17 protein-coding genes are annotated in these 21,558 nt (G+C 65.0%); 9 read left to right on the forward strand and 8 right to left on the reverse strand.

Annotation, left to right across the window (positions count from 1 at the left end; genetic code table 11):
• Nucleotides 1-129: 129 nt before the first annotated feature.
• Both ssb and ASB57_RS22320 read right to left on the reverse strand, forming a co-directional pair.
• Nucleotides 130-648: a single-stranded DNA-binding protein gene (gene ssb / locus ASB57_RS22315; RefSeq protein WP_057654187.1), complete on the reverse strand. Its 519-nt coding sequence runs from the start codon at nucleotides 646-648 to the stop codon at nucleotides 130-132.
• Nucleotides 649-921: 273 nt separating this feature from the next.
• Complete coding sequence (locus ASB57_RS22320) at nucleotides 922-2,106, reverse strand: MFS transporter (RefSeq protein WP_057654188.1); 1,185 nt, start codon at nucleotides 2,104-2,106, stop codon at nucleotides 922-924.
• Nucleotides 2,107-2,193: 87 nt separating this feature from the next.
• On the opposite strand from ASB57_RS22320, the gene uvrA reads away from it, so the two are divergent.
• Nucleotides 2,194-5,067, forward strand: a complete 2,874-nt coding sequence (gene uvrA, locus ASB57_RS22325) for an excinuclease ABC subunit UvrA (protein WP_057654189.1) — start codon at nucleotides 2,194-2,196, stop codon at nucleotides 5,065-5,067.
• Complete coding sequence (locus ASB57_RS22330) at nucleotides 5,067-6,491, forward strand: DHA2 family efflux MFS transporter permease subunit (RefSeq protein ID WP_057654190.1); 1,425 nt, start codon at nucleotides 5,067-5,069, stop codon at nucleotides 6,489-6,491. Before uvrA ends, ASB57_RS22330 begins: the two co-directional genes overlap by 1 nt.
• Before the next feature lie 58 nt (nucleotides 6,492-6,549).
• On the opposite strand, the gene ASB57_RS22335 is transcribed toward ASB57_RS22330, so the two are convergent.
• The 3 genes from ASB57_RS22335 to ASB57_RS22345 are packed head-to-tail and all read right to left on the reverse strand — an operon-like array spanning nucleotide 6,550 to nucleotide 9,443.
• A complete protein-coding gene (locus ASB57_RS22335) occupies nucleotides 6,550-7,686 on the reverse strand; it encodes a deoxyguanosinetriphosphate triphosphohydrolase (protein ID WP_057654191.1) in 1,137 nt (378 codons plus the stop codon).
• Nucleotides 7,687-7,698: 12 nt separating this feature from the next.
• Nucleotides 7,699-8,781 (reverse strand): 3-dehydroquinate synthase, encoded by a 1,083-nt coding sequence (gene aroB, locus ASB57_RS22340; RefSeq protein ID WP_057654192.1) that lies wholly within the window; start codon nucleotides 8,779-8,781, stop codon nucleotides 7,699-7,701.
• Nucleotides 8,778-9,443, reverse strand: coding sequence for a shikimate kinase (locus ASB57_RS22345; protein ID WP_057656356.1), 666 nt, complete (start codon nucleotides 9,441-9,443; stop codon nucleotides 8,778-8,780). Before ASB57_RS22345 ends, aroB begins: the two co-directional genes overlap by 4 nt.
• Before the next feature lie 192 nt (nucleotides 9,444-9,635).
• On the opposite strand from ASB57_RS22345, the gene ASB57_RS22350 reads away from it, so the two are divergent.
• Nucleotides 9,636-12,089 (forward strand): penicillin-binding protein 1A, encoded by a 2,454-nt coding sequence (locus tag ASB57_RS22350; protein ID WP_082621766.1) that lies wholly within the window; start codon nucleotides 9,636-9,638, stop codon nucleotides 12,087-12,089.
• 60 nt (nucleotides 12,090-12,149) lie between these two features.
• Here the strand turns inward: ASB57_RS22350 and cyaY are convergent, their stop codons facing one another.
• Nucleotides 12,150-12,479: an iron donor protein CyaY gene (cyaY, locus tag ASB57_RS22355; protein ID WP_057654193.1), complete on the reverse strand. Its 330-nt coding sequence runs from the start codon at nucleotides 12,477-12,479 to the stop codon at nucleotides 12,150-12,152.
• A 41-nt stretch (nucleotides 12,480-12,520) separates the two neighbouring features.
• On the opposite strand from cyaY, the gene ASB57_RS22360 reads away from it, so the two are divergent.
• From ASB57_RS22360 to ASB57_RS22370, 3 genes are all read left to right on the forward strand, one after another.
• Nucleotides 12,521-12,757: a lipoprotein gene (locus ASB57_RS22360; protein WP_057654194.1), complete on the forward strand. Its 237-nt coding sequence runs from the start codon at nucleotides 12,521-12,523 to the stop codon at nucleotides 12,755-12,757.
• The gene (lysA, locus tag ASB57_RS22365; RefSeq protein WP_057654195.1) at nucleotides 12,754-14,046 is read left to right on the forward strand and encodes a diaminopimelate decarboxylase; all 1,293 of its coding nucleotides are present in this window, start codon (nucleotides 12,754-12,756) and stop codon (nucleotides 14,044-14,046) included. Before ASB57_RS22360 ends, lysA begins: the two co-directional genes overlap by 4 nt.
• Nucleotides 14,047-14,253: 207 nt before the next feature.
• Nucleotides 14,254-15,345: an LLM class flavin-dependent oxidoreductase gene (locus ASB57_RS22370; RefSeq protein ID WP_057654196.1), complete on the forward strand. Its 1,092-nt coding sequence runs from the start codon at nucleotides 14,254-14,256 to the stop codon at nucleotides 15,343-15,345.
• A gap of 86 nt (nucleotides 15,346-15,431) precedes the next feature.
• On the opposite strand, the gene hemB is transcribed toward ASB57_RS22370, so the two are convergent.
• Together hemB and yihA are read right to left on the reverse strand one after the other, a co-directional pair.
• Entirely contained in the window at nucleotides 15,432-16,445 is a 1,014-nt protein-coding gene (gene hemB, locus ASB57_RS22375) for a porphobilinogen synthase (RefSeq protein WP_057654197.1), read from the reverse strand.
• Complete coding sequence (gene yihA / locus ASB57_RS22380; protein WP_057656357.1) at nucleotides 16,442-17,065, reverse strand: ribosome biogenesis GTP-binding protein YihA/YsxC; 624 nt, start codon at nucleotides 17,063-17,065, stop codon at nucleotides 16,442-16,444. The genes hemB and yihA overlap by 4 nt, the downstream gene beginning before the upstream one ends.
• Nucleotides 17,066-17,282: 217 nt before the next feature.
• On the opposite strand from yihA, the gene ASB57_RS22385 reads away from it, so the two are divergent.
• The 3 genes from ASB57_RS22385 to ccsB all read left to right on the forward strand — a co-directional run bounded on the left by ASB57_RS22385 (nucleotide 17,283) and on the right by ccsB (nucleotide 21,503).
• Entirely contained in the window at nucleotides 17,283-17,987 is a 705-nt protein-coding gene (locus ASB57_RS22385; RefSeq protein ID WP_082621768.1) for a cytochrome c, read from the forward strand.
• A gap of 88 nt (nucleotides 17,988-18,075) precedes the next feature.
• Nucleotides 18,076-20,151 (forward strand): cytochrome c biogenesis protein ResB, encoded by a 2,076-nt coding sequence (locus tag ASB57_RS22390; RefSeq protein WP_057654199.1) that lies wholly within the window; start codon nucleotides 18,076-18,078, stop codon nucleotides 20,149-20,151.
• 11 nt (nucleotides 20,152-20,162) lie between these two features.
• Nucleotides 20,163-21,503: a c-type cytochrome biogenesis protein CcsB gene (ccsB, locus tag ASB57_RS22395; protein ID WP_057654200.1), complete on the forward strand. Its 1,341-nt coding sequence runs from the start codon at nucleotides 20,163-20,165 to the stop codon at nucleotides 21,501-21,503.
• Nucleotides 21,504-21,558: the final 55 nt, after the last annotated feature.

Raw genomic sequence — 21,558 nt, forward strand, 5'->3', positions numbered from 1 at the left:
AAAATGCACTCGGCATGGATATCGTGCCCAGAGGGCGCTGGAGGCAGAACCTTAAGGCAGCCAAAAAAAGGCCTGCATTCTCTAGAGAATACAGGCCCTGTACCCACAAAAAAGCGGGCTTGTTCCAATCTAGAACGGAATATCGTCGTCCATGTCCGCCAGGTTGGCGCCGCCGCCCGACGGAGCCGGGGAGGACGGGCGTTGCTGTTGGGGCGCGGGGCGCTGCGGGGCCGGACGCTGCTGGCGCGGGGCCGGCGCTTCGTCGTAGCCGCCGTAATCGCCACCACCGCCACCACCCGCACCGCCGCCTTCGCGGCCGCCCAGCATTTGCATCTGGTCGGCGACGACTTCGGTGCTGTAACGGTCAGCGCCGGTGTCCTTGTCTTGCCACTTGCGCGTCTTCAGACGGCCTTCGATGTAAACGGAACGGCCCTTCTTCAGGTACTCGCCGGCGATTTCAGCCAGGCGGTTGTACATGACGACGCGGTGCCATTCGGTTTCTTCGCGCTTTTCGCCGCTGTTCTTGTCCTTCCACTGCGACGTGGTCGCGATGGAAACGTTACAGATGGCCGCGCCGTCAGGGCTGTAGCGCACTTCGGGATCACGCCCGAGGTTGCCGACGATGATTACTTTGTTGACAGATGCCATGCTGATGTCCTCGTTGCCCCGGCATAAGAAACTTACGTACAGGACTGAAATTTGTGAAAAACCGCCGGGACGAGATCCCCGCGCTTGGGGATCGAATCGTCCCGTCAAAGCCGAGCAGACCGCCTGAAGCGATCTGCTGGTTGATGACGCCGCAGGAGCGCCACACGTCAGGCCGGTATTCTACTGTTTATCCCCCGGACGTGGCAGCAGCGGGGCAATCCGGTCACGGACAGTTTCGCGCCGGCGATCTGTCACGAATTGGGGGACGGTTCTTCAGGCCAAAGGCTTCATCGCCCAGCCGACCGCCAGCCAGACCAGGGCCAGACAGGCAACCGCCACGAAGACGCCGCTGGCGCCGACATGCGCGGCCAATACCCCGCCCAAGGCGCCGCCACAGAACAGGCCGGCCGCTTGCGAGGTGTTATAGAACCCCAACGCCAACCCCTTGTACTCCCGCGGGGCCACCCGCGAAACCAGCGACGGCTGCAGGGCCTCCAGGATGTTGAAGGCGACGAAGAAGCCCGTCAGCAGGGCCATCAGGGTGTAGAAATTGTGGCTGGCCCAGGGCATCGCGGCCAGCACGACGATCAGGAAGGCCACCGCCGCCCGCAAGGCGCCCCGATGGGCACGGCGCTTTTCCGTGACGAAGACCGCCGGGACCATCAGCACGAAGGAAATCAGGATGACCGGCAGATAGACCTTCCACAGGTCATGCGCATCCAGGCCGCCCAGCCGAGCCAGCAGCGCCGGCACCACCACGAACAGCGACACCTGGGTCAAATGCAGGCAAAACACGCCGAAATTCAGGCGCAGCAGGTCGGGATGCAGCAAAACGGCACTCGGACGCCGCCCCGCCATGCCACGGTCATCGCTGCGCGGCGCCAGCGGCACCACCCAACGGGCCACCGCCAGCGCGGCCAGCCCCAGGCAGGCGATGGTCCAGAACAAGCCTGTCAGGCCCCACCAGCCCACCAGCAAGGGCGCCGCCACCAGCGAAACGGCAAAGGACAGGCCGATCGACCCGCCCACCATGGCCATGGCGCGGGTGCGCACTTCGTCCCGGGTGGCGTCGGCCAGCCAGGCGGTAATGGCAGCGGAAATCGCGCCGGCGCCCTGGATGGCCCGCCCGATGGTGATCCAGAACACATCCGGCGACAGCGCACAGACCACGCTGCCGATCACGAACAGGGTCAGCCCAAGCAGCACCACCGGCCGCCGTCCCCAGCGGTCGGACGCCAAACCGAAGGGAATCTGCAGAATCGCCTGGGTCAGGCCATACATGCCCATGGCAAGCCCGACCCGGGCCGGGCTGTCGCCCCCGGGCAAGCCTTTTGCTGCAACAGTGAAGACGGGCAGCAGCAGAAACAGGCCCAGCATCCGACAGGCAAACAGGCCCGCCAGCGCGATGCTGGCACGGCGTTCAGAAGAGGTGAGCTGTAGTTTGACGTGATCCGGCATGCGTTACCAAGAAATGCGGCCGCGACTGGGGACAGTCCGGCGCGCTATAGTACCAAGTTGCCCTTTGAATCTGCTGAAACCGACCTGATGGACGCGATACGCATTCGGGGTGCTCGCACCCACAACCTCAAGAACGTCTCGCTGGACCTGCCCCGTCAGAAGCTGGTGGTCATGACGGGTCTGTCCGGTTCGGGCAAATCCTCGCTCGCCTTCGACACGCTCTACGCCGAAGGGCAGCGCCGTTACGTCGAAAGCCTCTCCGCTTATGCCCGCCAGTTCCTGCAACTGATGGACAAGCCGGACGTCGACCTCATCGAGGGCCTGTCGCCCGCGATCTCCATCGAACAGAAGGCGGCGGGCCACAACCCGCGCTCCACGGTCGGCACGATCACGGAAATCCACGACTACCTGCGCCTGCTTTACGCTCGCGTCGGCACGCCCTACTGCCCGGACCACGGTCTGCCGCTGCAGGCGCAAAGCGTCAGCCAGATGGTGGACGCGGTGCTGACCTGGCAGGCGGAAACCCGCCTGGCCATCATGGCGCCGGTGGTCCGCGGCCGCAAAGGCGGCTTCGAGGACGAATCCGCCAGCCTGCAATCGCAGGGCTATGTGCGGCTGCGGGTGAACGGCCAGATGGTCGAACTCGACAGCATGGCGCCGCTGAAAAAGACCGAGAAGCACGACATCGACGTGGTGATCGACCGTCTGCGCGTGCGGCCCGAAAGCAAGCAGCGCCTGGCGGAAAGCTTTGAAACCGCCCTCACCCTGGCCGACGGCCGCGCATTGGCGCTGGACATGGACAGCGGCCGCGAGCAGGTGTTCTCCAGCCGCTATGCCTGTCCGGTCTGCAGCCACAGCCTGCCGGAGCTGGAACCGCGCCTCTTCAGCTTCAACAATCCCATGGGCGCCTGCCCCAGCTGCGATGGCATCGGTCAGGTGGGCTTCTTCGATCCGAAGCGCGTGGTGGCCTTCCCGGAACTGAGCCTGGCGGCCGGCGCCATCCGGGGCTGGGACCGCCGCAATGCGTTCACGCACTCGCTGCTGACCAGCCTGGCCGCGCATTACGAATTCGACATCGAGGCGCCGTTTGAAAGCCTGCCTGACGATGTCCGCCACAAAGTGCTGTTCGGCTCGGGCGAGGAAGAAATCGCCTTTGTCTATTTGAACGAAAAAGGCCGCAGCACCGTCAAGCGTCACACCTTCGAAGGCGTGATTCCCAACCTGGAACGCCGCTGGAAGGAAACCGATTCCGCCACCGTGCGCGAAGAGCTGGGCAAGTACCGCGCGATCAAGACCTGCCCCGATTGCGGCGGCTCACGCCTGCGCGCCGAAGCGCGCCACGTGCTGATCGGCAATGAAGCGCATCCCGGCAGCGAACGGCACGGCCGCGCCATCTATGAAGTCGAAGGCATGCCCCTGTCGGACTGCCTGGCCTGGTTCCAGGCGCTGGCGCTGACCGGCGCCAAACAGGAGATCGCGCAGCGCATCGTGCGCGAAATCGAGGCGCGCCTGAGCTTCCTCAACAACGTCGGCTTGAACTACCTGTCGCTGGACCGCAGCGCCGATACGATCTCCGGCGGCGAGGCGCAGCGCATCCGCCTGGCCAGCCAGATCGGCTCCGGCCTGACCGGCGTGATGTATGTGCTGGACGAACCGTCCATCGGCCTGCACCAACGCGACAACGACCGCCTCATCGGCACGCTGCAACACCTGCGCGATCTGGGCAATAGCGTGATCGTGGTCGAGCATGACGAAGACATGATCCGCATGGCCGACTACGTGGTCGACATGGGCCCCGGCGCGGGCGAGCATGGCGGCCAGGTGGTGGCCTATGGCACGCCCGCGGAAGTGGAGGAAAATCCGAAGTCGATGACGGGCCAGTACCTGAGCGGCCGGCGCGCCATCGAGATTCCGCAACGCCGTCCGGTCGACGACACCCTGCCCTGGCTGACCGTGATCGGCGCCACCGGCAACAACCTCAAGAACGTCGACCTGCGCATTCCGGGCGGCCGCCTGGTCTGCGTGACGGGCGTGTCGGGCTCAGGCAAGTCGACCTTGATCAACGACACACTGGCGGTGGCGGTGTCGCGCCAGCTGCACCATGCCCAGTCCGAACCGGCGCCCTATGCGTCGATGGAAGGCCTGGAGCACTTCGACAAGATCATCAGCGTCGACCAGAGCGCCATCGGCCGCACGCCGCGCAGTAATCCGGCCACCTACACCGGCCTGTTCACGCCCATCCGCGAACTGTTCGCTGGTGTACCGGAAGCACGCACCCGCGGCTACGACCCCGGCCGCTTCAGTTTCAACGTCAAGGGCGGCCGCTGCGAAGCCTGCCAGGGCGACGGCGTGGTCAAGGTGGAGATGCATTTCCTGCCCGACATGTACGTGCCTTGCGATGTCTGCCACGGCAAGCGCTACAACCGCGAGACGCTGGAAATCCGCTATCGCGGCCGCAATATCAGCGAGGTGCTGGACCTGACGGTCGAGCAGGCACTGGAGTATTTCGAGTCCGTACCCGCGATCGCGCGCAAGCTGACGACGCTGATCGACGTGGGCCTGTCCTATATCCGTCTGGGCCAGAGCGCGACCACGCTGTCGGGGGGTGAAGCGCAACGCGTCAAGCTGTCGCTGGAACTGTCCCGCCGCAGCACGGGCCGTACGCTGTACATCCTGGACGAACCCACCACGGGCCTGCATTTCCACGACATCGAGCTGCTGCTGAAGGTACTCAACCAGCTGGTCGAGGCAGGCAATACGGTGTTGATCATCGAGCACAATCTGGACGTCATCAAGACGGCGGACTGGATCGTCGACATGGGCCCGGAAGGCGGCGACGGTGGCGGACGTGTCGTGGCGGAAGGCACGCCTGAAACGGTCGCGCAGTCGCCGGACAGCCACACCGGGCATTATCTGGGACGGCTGCTGAAGCCCGCTTCCGTGAAGAAGAAGACAGGTTGATGGAACCAGGCAGCCACGGCATCGAAGGCCGGCGTCGCTGGCTGGCCTTGACCATACTGTGTCTGGGCGTGTTGATGATCGTGCTCGACACGACCATCGTGAACGTTGCACTGCCTTCCATTCGTACTGATCTGCACTTCAGCGAAACCGCGCTGGTGTGGGTGGTCAATGCCTACATGCTGACCTTCGGCGGCTTCCTGCTGCTGGGCGGGCGCCTGGGTGACCTGTACGGCCATCGCCGCCTGTTCCTCGCCGGCCTGGCCTTGTTCACGCTGGCGTCCCTGGCCTGCGGCCTGGCGCAGACGCGCGAGTTCCTCATTGCCGCGCGCGCCGTGCAAGGGCTGGGTGGCGCGGTGGTGTCCGCGGTGTCGCTGTCGTTGGTCATGAACCTGTTCACCGAGCCCGCGGAGCGGGCCAAGGCCATGGGTGTCTATGGCTTCGTGTGCGCGGGCGGCGGCAGCCTGGGCGTGCTGCTTGGCGGACTGCTGACCACGGTCCTCAGCTGGCATTGGATTTTTCTGGTCAACATCCCCATCGGCGCGTTGGTGTACGGCCTGTGCGTGCGGCTCATTCCTCAGGGCCGCGGCCAGGCCATGACCGGCCGCCTCGACATCGGCGGCGCCGTCACCATCACGCTGGCGCTGATGCTGGCCGTCTATGCGGTGGTCAACGGCAACGAAGCCGGCTGGACGTCGATGCAGACGGTATGGATGCTGTCCGCGGCGGCGCTGTTGCTGGTGGCGTTCTTCTTCATCGAAGCGCGCGTGCGGGCGCCCCTGGTGCCATTGCGCCTGTTCCGCCGCCGCAACGTGGTGGTCGCCAATGTCGTGGGCATCCTGTGGGCCGGCGCCCTGTTCGCCTGGTTCTTCATCTCCGCGCTGTACCTGCAGCGCGTGCTGGGCTACGACGCCATGGGCATAGGCCTGGCCTTCCTGCCCGCCAACCTGATCATGGCGGTGCTTTCACTGGGTGTATCGGCACGGCTGGTCATGCGCTTCGGCGTCAAGGGGCCCCTCACGGCGGGGCTGCTGCTGGCCGCCCTGGGCCTGGCGCTGTTCAGCCTTGCACCGGCCGACGGCGGTTTCGTCGCGCACGTGCTGCCGGGCATGCTGTTGCTGGGCCTGGGCGGCGGCATCGCCTTCAATCCCATGCTGCTGGCCGCGATGAGCGACGTGGAGCCCAGCGAATCGGGCCTGGCGTCAGGCATCGTCAACACGGCCTTCATGATGGGTGGATCCCTGGGATTGGCCGTACTGGCGAGCCTGGCGGCATCACGCACCGATGCGGCGGCGGCCGCGGGCGCGGCACCGGCCCTGGCCCTGAACCAGGGCTACCAGGCGGCTTTCCTGGGCGGCACGCTGTGCGCGCTGCTGGCCGCGGTGCTGGCGGGATGGTTGCTGCGCATGCGGCTGCAAGCCAGCTGACACGCGACGCGGGCTGCGTCCTGGCCACGAATCCGACAGCGTCAAGCCCGGTACCGGCTCAACCTTCCGAGATATCGAACAGCCGGCGATGCTCGCGCATGGCATAGCGGTCCGTCATGCCGGCGATGTAATCCGAGATCGCGCGCGCCTGCCCCACCTCATCGTCGCGCCGATAGTCCGGCGGCAACAGCCGCGGATTGTCGAGAAACGCCGTGAACAGCTCGCGCACGATGCGGCGCGCCTTGGTAGTCATGCGCACCACGCGGAAATGGCGGTAGAGATTGTCGAAGAGAAAACGCTTGAGCACATCGGCTTCGGCGCGAATCTCCGCGGAAAAGCTGGCGAGCGGCGGAGCGGCGCGCACGTCGTCGACCGATCCCGGCGCGAGTCCGGCAATGCGCGCGCCCGTGGTTTCCGTCAGGTCCACGATCAGCGTATTGATCATGCGCCGGATGGTCTCGGCGATCTGGCGCCGCGGCGCCACCTGCGGATACAGGCGCAAAGCTTCCGCGTAATGCCGCGCGAACAGGCTCACGTCCTGTAGCTGTTCCAGCGTGATCAGGCCGGAGCGCAGGCCATCGTCGACATCGTGATTGTTGTAGGCGATTTCGTCGGCCAGGTTGGCCAGTTGCGCCTCCAGCGACGGCTGCCGTTTCAGCAGGAAGCGTTCACCGACATCGCCCAACAGGCGCGCATGCGACACCGAACAATGCTTGAGGATGCCCTCGCGGGTCTCGAAGCACAGATTCAGGCCGTCGAACGCGGCATAGCGCTCTTCCAGCGTATCGACCACGCGCAGGCTTTGCAGATTGTGCTCGAACCCGCCAGCCGCCGGCGCCAGTTCACGCATGCAGGCATTCAACTCATCCTGACCGGCGTGGCCGAAAGGCGTATGACCCAGGTCATGCGCCAGGGAAATCGCTTCGGTCAGGTCTTCGTTCAGATGCAGGCTGCGCGCCAGCGTACGGGCGATCTGGGCCACTTCCAGGCTGTGCGTCAAGCGCGTGCGGAACAGATCGCCTTCGTGGTTGACGAAGACCTGGGTCTTGTATTCCAGCCGGCGGAACGCCGTGCAGTGAATGATGCGGTCGCGATCGCGTTGATAGTCGGTGCGATTGCGCGGCGGCGGCTCATCGTGGGCGCGGCCGCGGCTGAGCGCGGGATCGCAGGCAAAAGGCGCCAGTGTCGTATCCACGCGCCGCCGCCCTTAAACCGGGCCCACGGTGCGCGCGAGCACGCGCACCACCGCATCTTCCGGGGCCTTGCGCGTCAGCGCTTCGCCGATGCGGGGCGTCAGCACGAAGCGGATTTCGCCGCCTTCCGCTTTCTTGTCCACGCGCATCAGGTCCATCCACCGTTGCGCACCCAGGTCCGGCGCCACCGTGGGACACCCGATGGCAGCCACCAGCTCACGCACGCGCAGCACGTCTTCGGCCGGGAAGCCGGCCACTTCGGCCGACAATTCCGCCGCCTGCACCATGCCGCAACCGACGGCCTCGCCATGCAGCCAGGCGCCGTAACCAAGGCCCGATTCGATGGCATGGCCGAAAGTATGGCCCAGGTTGAGGATGGCGCGCAGGCCGCCCTCGCGCTCATCCTGCGCCACCACCTGCGCCTTCAACTCGCACGACACGCGGATGGCATGCGCGATGGCTGCCGGTTCCAGCGCGCGCAGGGCGCCGGCGTTTTGCTCGCACCACGACCAAAAGGCGGGGTCGAGAATCATGCCGTACTTGATGACTTCCGCCAGCCCCGCCGACACTTCACGCGCCGGCAAGGTGCCTAGGACATCGGTATCGATTTCCACGGCCACCGGCTGATGGAAGGCACCAACCATATTCTTGCCCAGCGGATGATTCACGCCCGTCTTGCCGCCCACGGACGAATCGACCTGCGCCAGCAGCGTGGTCGGCACCTGCACGAAGCGGATGCCGCGCATATAGACCGCCGCGGCGAAACCGGTCATGTCGCCGATGACGCCGCCACCCAGGGCCACCAGCACGGAGCGCCGGTCAAAGCCATTGCTCAGCAGGGCATCGAAGATCTGGTTCAGGGTCTGCCAGTCCTTGTGCGACTCCCCATCCGGCAGCTCGATGCGCAGCACGCGGCGGCCGGTGCGGGCCAGGGCGCGCTCGGCCCGCTCGGCGTAGAGAGCGCCCACGGTGGGGTTGGTGACCAGACCGATGGCGGTAGCGTCCGCCGGAATGGCCTCGTCCAGGGCGTCCAGGCGGCCCGGAGCGATACGGATGGGATAGCGTCCACCAGGGACATCGACGTCAACGACATTCATGCTTGCTTGATCTCGTAGGCTTGCAACTTGGGCACCAGCGTCTTGACCAGGGAGTAGACCGGCGTGCAGCCGGTTTCCACCGTCAGGTGCGCGACTTCGCGGTAAAGGGGTTCGCGTTTCTGCATCAGGTCGCGCAGCGTGGCGCGGGGATCGGCGGTGCGCAACAACGGGCGGTTGCGGTCGCGCGAGGTGCGGCGGAACAGTTCGTCCACGCTGGCGCTGAGGTAGACCACCACACCCTGCTCATGCAGCAGCCGGCGGTTGCCCTCGGCCAGGATCGCCCCGCCGCCGGTCGCCAGCACGATATTGCGGCGCGCCGCGCAGTGCTCCAGCGCCGCCGACTCACGCCTGCGGAAACCTTCCTCGCCTTCGATTTCGAAGATGATGGGCACGCGCACGCCGCAGCGGGCTTCCAGCTCATGGTCCAGGTCGACGAATTCGCGACCCAGCGCGCGCGCCAGGCCCCGTCCTATGGTCGTCTTGCCGGCGCCCATCATGCCGACCAGGAAAATCGGCAGATCGTACGGCAGGGTCGCCCGCGGGCCGGGCAAGGGCTGGCAAGGATGGCCGCCCTCCGCGTCATAATGCGAGGCGCAGTCCGGGTCCGCGGGCGGAGCAGACTCGCAATCATTGGACGAAACAGCCCCCGGGTCCGCGGACAAGGGGCATTTGTTGGCCGGGGCGGATCCCGTGTCCGGGGCCGGATCTTCGTCCGGGCAGGCGGGTAGGATGGCGTTCATGGGTCAGTATTATCCCATTGGCGGAGTTGTCCGCGCGCTACACTGAGCCCGCCTGTTACAGAAACCGACGTTTAGGCCGCGGCCAGCCCGCAAGTTGCCCTTAAAATCGCCGCGATGAGCAAGCCCCAGAACCCCTCCAAGAAAGACCAGCCCACCCATAGCGGCTCTCCCTTCATCCGTTTTTTCGTCAAACTCGGCATCTTCTGCCTGGGTGTGGGGATATGCGGATTGCTGCTTGGCGGCATGGCCTTGGCACTGGCCTGGCCCAATCTGCCAGACCTGCACGCGATGACCGACTACCGGCCGCGCGTGCCGCTGCGCGTCTTTACGGCCGACAAGGTGTTGATCGGCGAATTCGGCGAAGAACGCCGCAACGTGCTGCGCTTCAACGAAATCCCCGACGTCATGAAGGCGGCGGTGCTGTCGGCCGAGGATGACCGCTTCTACCAGCACGGCGGGATCGACTGGACGGGGGTGGCGCGGGCCGGCCTGACCAACCTGATCAATATGTCCAAGACGCAGGGCGCCAGCACGATCACCATGCAGGTCGCGCGCAACTTCTACCTGTCGTCTGAAAAAACCTATTCGCGCAAGTTCTACGAGCTGCTGCTGACCTTCAAGATCGAGTCCAGCCTGAGCAAGGACCAGATCCTTGAGCTCTATATGAACCAGATCTACCTGGGCCATCGGGCTTACGGCTTTGCGGCGGCATCGCGCACGTACTTCGGCAAGCCGCTGTCGGAAATCACGCCGTCCGAAGCCGCCATGCTGGCCGGCATTCCCAAGGCGCCGTCGCGCTTCAATCCGCTGTCCAACCTGCCGCGCGCGCAGATCCGCCAGCATTACGTGCTGGGCCGCATGCACAACCTGGGCTACCTGACCGACGCTGAATACCAGACGGCCATGGCCCAGCCCATCGTGCTGAAGTCGGCTGAAGGCACGCCGCAGGGCGGCTATTCCATCCACGGCGAGTATGTCGCCGAACTGGCCCGCCAGCTGCTGTTCGGCGTGTACCAGGACAATGTGTACTCGCGCGGCCTGAACATCTACACCACCGTGCAGTCCAAGGACCAGGAAGCGGCCTATCGCGCGGTGCGCGAAGGCGTGCTGGACTACACCCGCCGTGCGCCCTACCCCGGCCCCGAGGACCAGCTGGATATGGCGGCCGGCGTCGAGAACAATCCCGCCCAGCTGGATGAATTCCTCGACGGCGTGCTGGACAAGTATTCCGACAGCGGCGACCTGCTGGTGGCGCTGGTGCTATCCGCCAGCCCGAACGAGATCCGCCTGGTGCGCAGCTCGCGCGAAGTCATCTCGATCACCGACAAGAAGACCCTGGGTGTGGTGGCACGCGCGCTCAGCGACAAGGCCAAGCCGGAAGCCCGCATCAAGCGGGGCTCCGTGGTCTATATCCACAAGCTGCCCGACAACAGCTGGGAAGTCATCAACATGCCGGCGGTGCAGGCGGCCTTCGTGTCGCTGTCGCCGCAGGACGGCGCCATCCGCGCCATGGTGGGCGGCTTCGATTTCTATCGGGGCAATTTCAACCGCGTGACCCAGGCCTGGCGCCAGCCGGGCTCCAATATCAAGCCTTTTGTCTACGCGGCGTCGCTGGAACGCGGCCTGACCCCGGCCACGCAGATTTCGGATCAGCCCTTCGAATTGAGCGCGGCGCAGACGGGCTCCAAGGCCTGGAGCCCGAAGAACTACGGTAATCAGTACGAGCCCATGCTCACCATGCGCCAGGGCTTGTACAAGTCCAAGAACATGGTGTCCATTCGGATTCTGCAGGCCATCGGCCCGCAGTACGCGCAGGACTACCTGACCCGCTTCGGCTTCGACAAGTCGCGCCAGCCCGCGGTATTGCCCCTGGCCCTGGGCGCGGGCTCGGTGACGCCGCTGCAACTGGCCGGCGCCTACTCGGTATTCGCGAATGGCGGCTATCGCATCACGCCCTACCTGATCGACAAGGTCACGGACAGCAACGGCAAGGTCGTGATGCAGTCCAAGCCCCTGGTGGCCGGCGATTCCGCCGCGCGCGCCATCGATGCGCGCACCGCCTTCGTGATGGATGACATGCTGCGTGGCGTGGCCACTTACGGCACCGCCGCCCGCGCCCGGGCCGTGCTCAAGCGCAATGACATTGCCGGCAAGACCGGCACCACCAACGAATCGGTGGATGCCTGGTTCTCGGGCTACACGCCCAGCCTGGTGGCCACCGCGTGGCTGGGCTATGACCAGCCCAAGTCGCTGGGCTCGCGCGAAACCGGCGGCGGCGTGGCGCTGCCGATCTGGCTTACCTATATGGGTGATGTGCTCAAGGGCGTGCCGGAGCAGAAACAGCGTCCGAAACCGGACGGCTTGCTGACCGAAAACGGCGAATACTATTTCTCGGAATTCCCGCCGGGTCAGGCGGTGGCCAGGCTGGGCCTGCCGCAGGGCGATTCGCTGGGCGAATTCCTGAACGCGCTTAGCTCGACCACCAACGACGGCGATGGCTTCAACAACGCGCCGTCGAAGCCGCAGGGGACGTCGTTCGGCGAAGGCTCGATTCCCATCCCGCGCTAAGCGGCGAGGGGAAGAAGGCCTGGCGCCGGTGCCCCATGCGGGACGCCGGCGCCAACAGCTTTAGAGCTTGACCGTCACCGGCACGCCGGCGGCGTCCGAACAGATCTGCGACAGGGCGTCGGCCAGGCCCGGACCGCCACGGGTGTCGTTCCAGTGCTTGCCGTCGTAGCGGTAGTGAAAGCCGCCGCTGCGCGCCGCCACCCACAATTCCTGCATGGCGGCCTGGCTGTTGACGACGACGTGCGTGTCGTCCTCGAAGACGAGGGTCAGGACATTTCCGCTGCGATTGGCTTCGATGTCCACGTCCAGCGAGGCCGCCCAGTCGTCGGCCTGGCTTTCCAGAGAATCGAGCACCTGCTCGACCAACGCAAGAAATTCGGTTTCGTTCATAATCCCAACCTGCATGAATTTCGGAGTTTCCAGTGTCCCATATGGCAACTAGCCGCAGGGTTCTACGCATTGTAGCCACGGTGGCCGCCGGCGCCTGGCTGGCGGGCTGCGGCTACAAGGGTCCGCTTTATCTGCCGACCGCCGCGAGCAAGCAGGAATCCAAGCCGCCAGTGGGCGTGCGTCCGGCCCCGCTGCCGCCGACCATCCCCGGCAGCGCGCCCTCCGTTCGGATCACCCCGGCCCTTCCTACCTACCCGCCGACCGGCGCACAACGATGACTGCTTCCCTTCCCCGCCGGGACCAACCGGCCGGCCACCCCCATTTCCACGTCAAGGACGGCTCCCTCTACGCAGAAGACGTGCCGCTGCAAGTGCTGGCCGACCGTCTGGGCACGCCGCTCTACGTGTATTCCCGCGCCGCCCTGCATGCCGCCTGGGAATCCTACCGCAGCGCCACGGCTGGCCGCGACGTGCTGATCTGTTTCGGCATGAAGGCCAACTCCAACCTGGCCGTGCTGAAGGAATTCGCCCGTCTGGGCGCTGGATTCGACATCGTGTCTGGTGGCGAACTCAAGCGCGTGCTGACCGTCGGCGCCGATCCCGCCAAGGTGGTCTTCTCCGGCGTGGGCAAGCAAGCCTGGGAAATGCAGGCCGCGCTGGAAGCCGGCGTCAAATGCTTCAACGTCGAATCCGAGGCCGAGCTGCACCTGCTGTCGGACGTCGCGGTGTCCATCGGCAAGAAGGCGCCGGTGTCCCTGCGGGTCAATCCGGACGTCGACGCGGGTACCCATCCCTATATTTCCACCGGCCTGAAGGAAAACAAGTTCGGCATCGCCATCGAGAACGCGCTCGACGCCTATCGCACGGCCGCCGGCCTGCCGGGCCTGCAAGTGGTGGGCGTGGATTGCCACATCGGTTCGCAGATCACCGAAGTCAGCCCTTATCTGGACGCGCTGGACAAGCTGCTCAACCTGATCGACGCGCTGGCCCAGGCCGGCATCGTCATCGAGCATCTGGACCTGGGTGGCGGCCTGGGGATCACCTATGAGGATGAGACCCCCCTGGCGCCCAAGGCCTTGCTGGACCAGGTCTATGCCAAGCTGGAAGAACGCAAGCTGGCGCGTCTGAAGCTGGTGATGGAGCCGGGCCGTTCGCTGGTGGGCAATGCCGGCGTGCTGCTGACCACGGTGCAGTTCCTCAAGCCGGGCGACACCCACAACTTCGCCATCGTCGACGCCGCCATGAACGACCTGCTGCGTCCGACCCTGTACGACGCGTGGCACGGCGTGCTGCCGCTGCACCAGCGCAAGGGCGATCCGGTGGAATACGACGTGGTCGGCCCCGTCTGCGAAAGCGGCGACTGGCTGGCGCGCAAGCGTTCGCTGGTGGTGGAACAGGGCGACGTGTTGGCCGTGGAATCGGCTGGCGCCTACGGCATGGTCATGGCCAGCAACTACAACACCCGCCCGCGTGCCGCCGAAGTGATGGTGGACGGCGCGGAATACCACGTCATCCGCAAGCGGGAGTCGGTGGAAGATCTGTTGCGCGGGGAATCGACGCTGCCTTGAGCGGACCACGTTTCTTCTTAAACGTTTGTTCTGGCCCACTGACACGCTGAAGCGCACGGCTTCTGCTTTGGCGTTTCAGTGGGCTTCGCTTTTTATATCTTTGAGCTATATAGACCTGCTGGATTGTTCGTCGACCGTACGATGACGATCGGGCATGCTCTTGCATCTTGTCCAGATACCGGACGCCACAAGACTGCAAGGCATCGCATGAGCAGCACGACTCCCGAATTCCTTTGGTACATCCCCAACCAGGCGTTTGCCGGCCATCGTGGCGATGAGGCCGTGGCCGACCACAACAGCCTGGACACGCTGACCACGCATGCCAAGGCCCTGGAGGATCACGGCTGGCAAGGCGCCCTGATCGGCACCGGCTGGGGCCGTCCCGACACCTTCACCCTCGGCACCGCGCTGGCGGCTCGCACCGACCGCTTCAACCCGCTGATCGCCATTCGTCCCGGCTACTGGCAACCCGCGCAATTCGCGTCGGCCGCCGCCAGCCTGGATCATCTGAGCAACGGCCGCGTGCGCATCAACATCGTGTCAGGCCAGGACAAGCTGGCTGCCTACGGCGACAGCGAAGGCGATCAAGCCCATCGCTATGCACGCACGCGCGAGTTCATGCAGCTGGTGCGCAAGCTCTGGACCGAAGAGAACGTCACCTACAAGGGCGAGCACTTCCAGGTCACCGACTCCACCGTCGTGCCGCGCATCCAGGCGCGCGAAGGCCGGCGCCATCCCAAGCTGTATTTCGGCGGCGCCTCGGCGGCGGCCGAGCGGGTGGCCGCCACCGAGGCCGACGTGCAGTTGTTCTGGGGCGAACCGCTGGCTGACGTGCAGGCACGCATCGAACGCCTGAAAGCACTGACCCAGGAATTGGGCCGGGAACATGCACCGCTGGAATTCGGCTTGCGCATCACCACCGTCGTGCGCGAGACGTCGGCGCAGGCCTGGGCCGACGCCGAAGCCAAGGTGGCCAAGATGGCCGCCACGCAGGGCGCCGGCTGGAACGACCATGGCCGCACGTTCGTGGCCGAGGGCCAGAAACGCCTGCTGGACCTGCAGCAACGCGGCGATGTGCTCGACGACAACCTCTACACCGCGCCGGGCAAGTTCGGCGGCGGCGGCGCGGGCACCACGTGGCTGGTGGGCTCGGCGGAAGAAGTGGCCAGTTCGCTGCGCAAATACCAGGCGCTGGGCATCCGCCACTTCATCCTTTCGGACACGCCTTATCTGCAAGAGATCAAGCGGCAGGGCGACACCCTGCTGCCTTTGCTGCGCCGTCAATTCAGCGATGCGTGAAAGAACATGGCCCACCTTGTGGTGGGCCATGGGTAGTGAATGCCTGCCGATGGGATGTTGGGATTCACCCCCACAATCAAATCTTCTTAAAGTTCCTTCAACTTCTTCGCCGCGTCGATGGCGAAGTACGTCAGGATGCCGTCGGCGCCGGCGCGCTTGAAGCCCAGCAGAGACTCCATCATGACCTTGTCGTGGTCCAGCCAGCCATTGTTGGCGGCGGCCTTCAGCATGGCGTATTCGCCGCTGACCTGATAAACGAAAGTGGGCACGCGGAACGCATCCTTGACGCGCCGCAGCACGTCCAGATAGGGCATGCCGGGCTTGACCATCACCATGTCCGCGCCTTCGGCCAGATCGCCGGCGACTTCGCGCAAGGCTTCGTCGATATTGCCCGGATCCATCTGGTAGGCCGCCTTGTTCGACTTGCCCAGGTTGGAAGCCGATCCCACCGCATCGCGGAAAGGACCGTAGAAGGCGCTGGCGTACTTGGCCGAGTAAGCCATGATGCGCGTGTGGATGTGATCCGCGCCTTCGAGCGCCTGGCGGATGGCGCCGATGCGGCCGTCCATCATGTCGCTGGGCGCCACGATGTCGACGCCGGCATGCGCTTGCACCAGCGCCTGCTTGACCAGGAGTTCCACGGTCGGTTCGTTGATGACATAGCCCTCGTCATCGATCATGCCGTCCTGGCCGTGGCTGGTGTAGGGATCTAGCGCGACGTCGGTCAGCACGCCCAGCTCGGGAAAGCGCTTCTTCAGTTCAGCGACCACACGCGGCACCAGACCGTCGGGATTGGTGGCTTCGATGCCGTCCGGCGTCTTCAGAGACGGGTCGATCACCGGGAACAGCGCCATCACCGGAATGCCCAGTTCCACGCACTGCTCCGCGACCGGCAACAGCGTATCCAGCGAATACCGCACCACGCCGGGCAGCGACGGCACGGCCTGTTGCAGGCCTTTGCCTTCGGCCACGAACACCGGATAGATCAGGTCGTTGGCGGTGAGGGTGTTTTCGCGCACCAGGCGACGGGTGAAGTCGTCACGACGCAGGCGGCGCGGGCGGGAAGCGGGAAATTGGGCGGAGATGATGTGGTGGTTCATGGCACTACCTTGGGGGAAATCCAGTTCGCGATATGTTCGCCGGCCTCTTCCAGGCCCAGTCGCTCAAGCGCGGAGAAAGGCACGGTATGCAGGGCGCCGATGTCGGCCAGGTCTTTCTTGACCGAGAACACGGTGCGCATGCGCTGACCATAAGGCAGCTTGTCGGCCTTGGTCAGCAAGGCCAGCACGGGACGGCCGGTGGGCGCGATGAAGTCGACCAGGCGGCGGTCCAGATCGGTCACGCCGCGGCGGATATCGATCAACAACACGACGCCGACCAGGGACTCGCGGGTGGCCAGATAGCCACCCAGCACCTCGGCCCATTTCTCACGTTCAGCCTTGTTGATCGCGGCATAGCCGTAACCCGGCAAATCCACCAGGAAACCCAGCTGTTGCTCGGGGTTCAGGGGATCGGGCATGCCGAACATATTGATCAGGCGCGTGCGGCCCGGCGTCTTGCTGGAGAAGGCCAGGCGGCGCTGATTGGTAAGGACGTTGATGGCCGTCGACTTGCCGGAATTGGAGCGTCCGACGAAACAGACCTCCGGCGCGCCGGGGGGCGGAAGTTGGTCCAGGCGGGCTGCCGAGACGAAAAAGGAGGCGCGGTGAAGGAGGGACACGATATCCACGGAAACGGTTGGTTGCGAACCCTATTGTATAATCGGCCGTTTGCAAGGGTGGCACCGCCCCGTCGCGACTGGGTCCTCGGACAGTCTTCGCTGCATTATGTTCGATTACCGGTGACCGGGTTTCCGGCAGGGCTGGTGAATGGCATACATAGCTCAAGTAACGACTAAGAATCGTTACGAATAAAGCTGCGATCATCGAGGTTTACACATGAAGCGTGTGCAGTCCCGAATGTCGGTAGCGGCGCTGGTGTTGGGCGCTTTCGTAGTTTCAACCACTTCCTGTCTGGCAGCTGACGCGCCAGGCGGGCCAACCAAGCCGGATGCGGCGAAGGGCGGACAGCTCTACGAGCAGGGCGATGCGGCTCGTAACATCACGGCCTGTGTGGCCTGTCATGGCGCCGGGGGCAGCAGTACCATCCCGGCGAACCCCAATCTGGCGGGCCAACCGCACGAATATCTGGCCAAGCAACTGGCGGATTTCAAGCTGGCCGAAGGCGCCAAGGCGCCGGCCCGGAACGGCAGCGGCGGCAATCCCACCGTGATGACCGCCAACGTGGCGCCCCTGACGCCGCAGGATATGGCCAATATTTCGGCTTATCTGGCGGTGCAGCCGCTGAAGGAACCCGCGACGGCCGGTCATAAAGAATTGGTTGAATTGGGCCAGAAGATCTGGCGCGGCGGCCTGCCGGAGCGTAATGTACCGGCTTGCGCGTCTTGCCATAGCCCCAACGGTGCCGGGATGCCGGCGCAGTATCCGCGCCTCGCGGGGCAGTTCCCGAGTTATATCGAGGAACAGTTGAAGTTATTCCGCAGCGGTGATCGCAAGAATAGCGACCCGATGCACACGATTGCCGATCGCATGTCGGACGCCGAGATCCAGGCGGTGTCGGACTACGCGGCCGGCTTGCGTTAAATAAATATCAAAGCGCCCGAACCATGTCCGGGCGCCTGCTGTCTATCAAAGGGGGGTTGCCGGCTTTTCCGGTCCCCCCTTTTGTTTTATGAATCAGAATACTGCCTCCTCCCGCTTCACTCTGCGCAGCATCCCCAGCGATTTGTTCGAGCTGCTGGGCTCGATGCGTTTCGCCGTCAGCCTGCTGATGTTCATCTGCGTGGCCAGCACCATCGGCACCGTGCTTGAGCAGAATCGCTCGTCTTCCCAGTACATCGATCAGTTCGGTCCGTTCTGGTACGAGCTGTTCGACAAGTTCTCCATCTGGCACATCTACAACAGCTGGTGGTTCCTGCTGATCATGACTTTCCTGGTGGCCTCCACTTCGGTCTGTCTGATCCGCAATGCGCCCAAGATGATGCGCGACGCGATGTCCTTCCGCGACTACGTCCGCGCATCCAGCCTGCGTGCCTTCCCCCAACGCGCCGAGTTCGACAGCGCGGCTTCGGTGCCCGCCGCGACCGAGGCCATACGCAAGCTGCTCAAGCGCCTGGGTTATGCGGTGCGCGAGCGCGAGGACAACGGCGCGGTGCTGCTGGCGGCGAAGAAGGGCAGCGTCAACCGCCTGGGCTACATCCTGGCCCATACGGCGATGATCGTGATCTGTATAGGCGGGCTGCTCGACAGCGAGCTGCCCATCCGTCTGCAGGTCTGGCTGGGCGGCAAGCACCCCATCTTCGACAACATGCTGATCAGCCAGGTGCCCGATAGCGGCCGCCTGTCGATGAACAACCCCAGCTTCCGTTCGAGCATGCTGGTGCCTGAAGGCGGCCGCGCCAACAGCGCGGTGGTGATGGTCAACGACGGCGCCCTGGTGCAGCCGATTCCGTTCACGCTGACGCTGAAGAAGTTCGTCATCGATTACTACTCCACCGGCATGCCCAGCCGCTTCGCCAGCGAGGTGGAAGTGCAGGACCCGGACACGGGCAAGAGCTTCGCGCAGACCATCGAAGTCAACGAGCCGCTGCGCTACAAGGGCGTGACGGTGTACCAGTCCAGCTTTGACGACGGCGGCAGCACCGTGCAGCTGCGCGGCTATCCGCTGCACGGGACCGACGCCACGCCGTTCGATCTGGCGGGTACGGTAGGCAAGGCGTCGGAGGCGGCCAAGGATGCCCCGCCAGCGATGCATGACGTACGCGTCGACGTGACCGCGCTGCGACCGATCAACGTGGAAGACCTGTCCGGCGGCACGCCCAAGCCGGCCACCAATTTCTCGCAGGACGTGGCGTCGGTCGCCGGCAGCGCGGCCGGCAAGAAGAACGAAAACCTGCGCAACGTCGGCCCCAGCGTGGAATTCCGCCTGGTCGACGCCAGCGGCCAGTCGCATGAATTCCGCAATTACATGCTGCCCGTGGTGCTGGACGGCGTGCCGGTATTCCTCGCCGGCGTGCGCAACAACGCCAACGAGCCCTATCGCTATATCCGGCTGCCGGTCGATGCCGACAACGGCGTGGCCGAGTTCATGCGCCTGCGCGCGCTGCTGGCCGATCCGGCGGCGCGCAAGGAAGCGGCCCAACGCTTCGCGGACAAGAACGCCCCGCAGGGGGTGGACAAGCAGCCGCTGCAGACCGCCGCCGAGCGTGCCCTGCAGACGTTTTCGGAGGGGGGCCTGCAAGCGGTGGCCGCCTTCCTGCAAAGCAATACTCAGCCCGCCGACCTGGAACGTGCCGCCGACATCGTCGTGCGCCTGATCGGCTCCAGCGTGGCGGAGCTGCGCGAAATCGAGCGTGAGCGCGCCGGCCTGCCGGCCTTGGCCACCAGCGGCGAAAGCGGGGCGCAGGCCGCCACGTGGTCGCGCGTGGCCGTGGCGGCGTTGTCGGACCTGGCGCTGTATCCGTCGCCCGCGTTTTTCACCTTGGCCGATTTCAAGCAGATCCAGGCCAGCGTCTTCCAGGTCAGCCGCACGCCCGGCAAGAAGGCGGTTTACCTGGGCTGCCTGTTGTTGATCATGGGCGTGTTCAGCATGTTCTACATCCGCGATCGCCGCGTCTGGGTGTGGATCACCCCGGAAGGCCAGTCCGGCAGTTCCGTGCAAGCCGCCATGACGTCGCAAAGACGCACGCTCGATTTCCAGCGTGAATTCGAACGATTCAAGCAGGCGCTGCTGCGCCTGAAGCAGTGAGGCCCCCCACCATGTCTGATTCAACAATATCCAATCCTTCCGCCGAGCTTTGGCAGGAAGGCATCTCCGAGAGCGGCGACGGCCGCATCCAGCGCGGGCGTCCCGACTGGACCGATGCGGTCTTCTTCCTTCTGCTGGCGGTGGGTGCGGGCTATGCCCTGACGCGCTTCGCCGGCTCGATGGATTACTACGAGAAGATCATCCTCTGTGGCGCCGTGCCGGTGCTGACCTGGATGGGCTGGCTGTGGCGGCCCTTGCGCCGGCTGATGGTCGCCGCGGCGCTGGCCAGCGGCCTGGCGATCATGCTGTACGGCAATGACCTGAACCGCGCGGAGCAGGTGTTTTTCCTGAAGTATCTGCTGTCTTCGCAGTCGGCCATCTTGTGGATGTCGGCGCTGTTCGTGCTTGCCACGGCCTGTTATTGGCTGGGCCTGTTCAGCCCGACGGCGGCATGGCTAGGTAGCGCGATGACCTGGAGCGCGGTCTTCGCCGGCCTCACGGGCATGCTGGTGCGCTGGCGCGAAGGTCACCTGATGGGGCCGGACCTGGGCCATATCCCGGTCAGCAATCTGTACGAAGTGTTCGTGCTGTTCTCGCTGATCACCGCGCTGTTCTATCTGTACTACGAGCGCCGTTACAACACGCGCGCGCTGGGCGGTTTCGTGCTGCTGGTGATTTCGTCGGCGGTGATGTTCCTGCTCTGGTACGCCTTTACCCGCGATGCCGCGCAGATCCAGCCCCTGGTGCCGGCGCTGAAGAGCTGGTGGATGAAGCTGCACGTGCCGGCCAACTTCATTGGCTACGGGACGTTCTCGTTGTCGGCGATGGTGGGTTTCGCGTACCTGATCAAGGAGCATGCGCAGACCACGTCCTGGGTGAAGATGTCGCCGCTGCTGATCGTGGGCGCGGCGCTGTGCGCGGAGCCGATGATCTTTCGCAGCAAGGAATTGTCGCCCGTCTGGATGGTGTATTTCGGCGTGGGCTTCCTGATCGTCGCGGCCATTCTGCTGGGCCGCCGCCGCATCGCCGCGGCGCTGCCTTCGCTGGAAGTGCTGGACGACATCATGTACCGCGCCATCACCATCGGCTTTGCGTTCTTCACGGTCGCCACCGTGCTCGGCGCGCTGTGGGCGGCCGATGCCTGGGGTGCTTACTGGCAGTGGGATCCCAAGGAGACCTGGGCGCTGATCGTCTGGCTCAACTACGCGGCCTGGCTGCATATGCGCCTGATCAAGGGCCTGCGGGGCGCCATGGCGGCCTACTGGGCCCTGGTGGGCCTGGTCGTCACCAGCTTCGCGTTCCTGGGCGTGAACATGTTCCTGTCGGGCCTGCATTCCTACGGACAGCTCTGAGGCAGGGGCCAGTCCATGTGGCTCCGGAGTCCGGGAGCTACCTGGCATTCGGTCA

Origin of the sequence: Bordetella sp. N, assembly GCF_001433395.1 — a bacterium.
GTDB lineage: Bacteria > Pseudomonadota > Gammaproteobacteria > Burkholderiales > Burkholderiaceae_B > Bordetella_C.